General features: G+C 40.8%; 3 protein-coding genes. All 3 read right to left on the bottom strand.

The window, feature by feature from the left end:
• Nucleotides 1-15: 15 nt before the first annotated feature.
• Entirely contained in the window at nt 16-1,389 is a 1,374-nt protein-coding gene (locus tag AC4ED1_RS14485; protein WP_490939836.1) for an aromatic ring-hydroxylating oxygenase subunit alpha, read from the bottom strand.
• 44 nt (nt 1,390-1,433) lie between these two features.
• A complete protein-coding gene (locus tag AC4ED1_RS14480) occupies nt 1,434-2,228 on the bottom strand; it encodes a carbon-nitrogen hydrolase family protein (RefSeq protein ID WP_490939834.1) in 795 nt (264 codons plus the stop codon).
• 298 nt (nt 2,229-2,526) lie between these two features.
• A partial coding sequence (locus AC4ED1_RS14475; protein ID WP_490939832.1) for a GntR family transcriptional regulator occupies nt 2,527-3,150 on the bottom strand: 624 nt, incomplete at its 5' end.

Raw genomic sequence — 3,150 nt, 5'->3', positions numbered from 1 at the left:
CATTATTTTCACTCCTTACCACTTAATTTCATAATTTTGCAAGTTTAACATCTCTTTTAGGTAGCGATGGTAAAAATGACGTTGATTCCCCTCTTCAAAACGCGGATAATAAGCTGTTCCCGGGAACGGCCAATCCTCCACAACGGAGCAATTGCTCATTCCTTCCATCCCCATCTGCAAATTCAAATTCAAATGCTTCTTTGCAAAATTTCCTTTCGCGTTACGCGCTCCTGTTTCCCATGGGATGGCATCGTCCATTTCAAAAACACCGGCAATGCCGAAAGTTGCCATTGCTGAACGATAACATGCATCTTTAAACTCTTGGGGAGTATCTTTGTACATCATGAACCAGTTCCAGACTTCAACTTTATCCGGTCCCTTAGGTTGCCATTGCCTCCAGGTCATAAACGGATATGGCGGAAGATTTTTTGGATCGGCGCTTAGCGGTAACATCAGAAAAGAAACATTCGGGAAAATTGTTCCGACAACAACCCGCGATCCTCTGGCCAGCTCCTGTTGTTTGGGTGATAGATTGTCTAGGTTAAAAGTAGCAACAATTTCTTCTGGATAATTCCAATACTTAGGTCCAGGAGAATTCGGATCAAGGTCAATTGAAAAACTCAAATTATGTCCGTTTCCTGCCTTGATGTGATAACCTTTCATGTTCTCAATCAGCGGAATCGGCATCACGCCAATATCGTAAGTTGATTTATGAAGATACAGCAGATGATAATCGTCGCCAGTAAAATTTTCCGCGGGTTGCTTCCAGTTGGCAGGAATAATCCATCTCTGCGGTTCTCCCAAAACTTCCATTCCGGCGTCCTGTAAGGTAAAGATCATGTCCAAATACCATTTCATGCCATCCAAAGACTCTTCCAACGTAGGACCTTCCGCTTCCAGTGAAACAAAAATCAGACCATGCAACACTGCTACCCTCGGAGCTGTAACCAATCCGTTTTTCCCTCGATCCAACCCTTTGTACGCATCCTTAAACGCCGGTGTACCTACCAATTCTCCGCTGTTGTTAAATGTCCATCCATGATACGGGCAGCGGTAATGGGATGAATTGCCCTTTTCTGCTCGGCACACGCTTGCGCCGCGATGCGGACATGCGTCTAACAACACTTGGATGTTTCCTTTTTCGTCTTTTGCTACGATAAACTTGTCCTCGCCGATATAACGGAGGACGTAATCTCCAGGAGATGCGATTTCCGATTCATGAGCGACATACACCCAATTTCGTCCAAAAATTTGTTCCATTTCTGTTTCATAAATTTCTGGATCACTAAAAATGCTGATGGGAATCAAACCTTGTGTCGTCAGGCTTTTCTTCATTCCCTCCAATTGAAATCTCACATTCTCGGAAATGTTTCTTTCATCCATTTTCATGTGAATCACCCCAATATTTTGTTAATTTTTTATTTTAAAAATTTTTAGGTTAGATTGAGGTTCTGCTTCAAATCCCGTAGGTACGGAATCGTATTCCTTTGCACTTTAACCATACTGAGGTCTATTTCACAAATAATTACTTCATCCAAATCGACCGCATTGACCATAACCTCCCCTTTTGGCGAAATAATTCGGGAATTCCCGCAAAATTCAATCTCCTGTTCTCTTCCTGATCGATTGGAAGCTATGACATAACACCCGTTCTCTAGTGCACGTGAACGTCCCGCTATCTCCCACACATACTTTCGCGGCGCTCCAAATGCGGAAGGATACAGAAGAATGTTCGCACCTTTTAGCGTTAAGAATCTTGCCCCTTCTGGAAACCCGATTTCATAACAAATTTGCAAACCGATGTTTCCAAGGGGAGTGTGGAAAACCGGATACTCTTTCCCTCTGGCAAAACGAATGTTCTCTTTATCCCATAAGTAAATCTTTCGGTACTTCCCTATCAGACCATCAGGACCTACCAGAAAAGCGGTATCGTAGACAACCCCAAGGGTTTCCCCTGCTTCGAGGATGGCTCCGGCAATGTAAATCCTTTCGAGATTCGCGACTTTCAAAAGCTTGTCAATCGTTTCTCCGGGAATTTCCTCTGAAAGCTGTAAATCTCGCTCTTCTACTTTATATCCGGTAGAAAATAATTCCGGAAGAACGATTAATTTGGCTTGTTGTCTTATCGCTTCATCAATCATTGAAAGAGCTTTGGCAATATTGGCTCCTTTATTCCCCAACTCGCATACCATTTGTATGGCAGCAGCTTTGTATTTTGTTTGAATCATATTTACCCCTCATTTAAAAATCCCGAATTCTGAATACTGAATTCAGTCGACTATCTTCTTTATAAAAAATAAACACAGGAACACTTCTTCTAAAATTCATCATCCCCCGAATTTAAATGAATTAAATTAAGATTCCGTCTATCAAGGGTCCTTCGCATCACTCCTCTCAAAAATTCAAATGATAAAAAGTTCCTGAATCCGTGATGCCTTAATCAGATTAGAACTCGCCGCCGGTATTTCCAGTATTGGCTGTAATAACATCACGGATTGAATAATTTTTCAACTCGGAAAATAGATTTTATGTTGATTCTTTCATCTGTTCACTTAGCCTATCTTTTAGGAAAACCAAATCATTCAAAATATGATCCCGCATTTTTTTTGAAGCCAAGTCCGGATTGCGAGAGTTTATAGCTTTCCAAACTTCGTGATGTTCGCTCAAAAAATCATCATTGCCATAATACTTTTTAAAGAAGGTATTCCGATAAAGAAGGGTTAATGTATTGATTTTACCCATCATTTCTTGTAATCTCAAATTTTGACTGGATGAAATAATACATTCATGAAAATACGTATTTAATTTAACTACATCAGATAGCCTTTTTTCATTTAAAGCTTTCTTCACAAGTGACAATGAATTGCCAAGATCCTTAATTTGATCGTCGGTCATCAATTGTGTCGCCATGAATACTGCAATACTTTCAAGTCCTGCGCGAACTTGAAATAGTTCTATTACATCCCCTACATTAGGTTCGTATACGAATGTTATTCCATCTCGATTTACCAATAAACCGTCCTGCTCCAATTTTCGAAACGCCTCTCGTACAGGACTTCTGCTCACGCTTAACTTTTCGGCAATCCATGCATCTACGATTCTTTCGCCAGGAACAAATTCCCCAGCAACAATAGATTCCTTGAGATTTTC

It is taken from the genome of Effusibacillus sp. SKA8 (assembly GCF_058273125.1).
The sequence above is the reverse complement of the archived record's forward strand: the minus strand, read 5'-3'. Positions and strand labels throughout refer to the sequence as shown.

Excerpts from the sequence above, each read along its gene's own strand:
- AC4ED1_RS14485 (WP_490939836.1), bottom strand. The coding sequence starts at position 1,389 with ATGAAAATGGATGAAAGAAACATTTCCGAGAATGTGAGATTTCAATTG.
- AC4ED1_RS14480 (WP_490939834.1), bottom strand. The coding sequence starts at position 2,228 with ATGATTCAAACAAAATACAAAGCTGCTGCCATACAAATGGTATGCGAG.